Below are 976 nucleotides of genomic sequence, written 5' to 3'. Positions count from 1 at the left end.
TTGGCTGCGTTGCTGCCAGGATGTGCAATACCAACCTTTGTCCGGCAGGCATTGCGACACAAAAACCTGAACTCAGAGCTAAGCTGGATATTGACACCTCTGCACAGCAGCTTGAACGCTTCTTTAAATCCTCGACACACTTGATGCAAGTGATGGCGAGAGCGTGTGGCCATGACCATTTGAGTAAGTTTACTCTGCAAGATATTGCGACTTGGAAAAAGGAGATTGCCGAATTAACGGGTATACCGTTTAGTGGCATGTAGAGATACCTTTTCCCAACAGTTGAATTAGTAACATGTCACCTTTTTGAGGTGGCTTGTCTTTGACATGTTAGTTTCCAAGAATCTGTGTCAGTGTGGGCTTTAGTTGAAGCTAGTTTTGATCGATAATGCTACAGCCAAGTAAAAACACCTGATAAGTTATCTTTAGCCTCACCCGCGAGTACGGTGCTTTTTAAGTTCTCCGCAGCACTTTCCGGGGTATCTAGGGATAGAGCATACTTGATGCCTTCATCTCCAGCCGGGTCGTGCAGACCGTCGGAGCACAGCATTAGTCTATCGCCCACAGCCAAGTCTAGAAAACCGATATCCAGATCAATGTTCTCATCAACACCTACCGCTCGAGTAATTGCATTGTTTTGAATGTTTTCTGTCGGTAGACCTGATTCTTTATATAAGTTATAGATTGAGTGGTCTGAAGACAATTGAGTTAGTTCACCGCGTCTCCATAAGTAAAGCCTGCTATCCCCAGCCCATAAGAAGGTAGATTTGTTATTCTCAAGCGCCAGAAGTACAACCGTGCTGCCACACGTTAGTTGATTATCCTTTGCATAGCTAAATATCTCGGTGTTTACATTTTGTATAGTTTGTTTAATTGCATCTACTTTGGAGAAAAGGTTTACTGGTAGTTCCTTTTCAGATAGTTGCCTTACAATCTCCTGGCTAGCTTTATCGCCATCAACATGACCGCCCATACC

2 protein-coding genes are annotated in these 976 nt (G+C 44.0%); one reads left to right on the top strand and one right to left on the bottom strand.

The annotated features are described in order from the left end of the window. Positions 1-263 (top strand): glutamate synthase-related protein (locus A3761_RS03585; protein WP_255374911.1); only part of this gene is annotated, 263 nt, incomplete at its 5' end. Positions 264-391: 128 nt separating this feature from the next. Here the strand turns inward: A3761_RS03585 and A3761_RS03580 are convergent. Continuing rightward, positions 392-976 (bottom strand): PP2C family serine/threonine-protein phosphatase (locus A3761_RS03580; RefSeq protein WP_068749824.1); only part of this gene is annotated, 585 nt, incomplete at its 5' end.

The sequence above is a fragment of the Oleiphilus sp. HI0123 genome, assembly GCF_001635315.1.
This window is presented reverse-complemented; position numbering and strand designations above follow the sequence as displayed.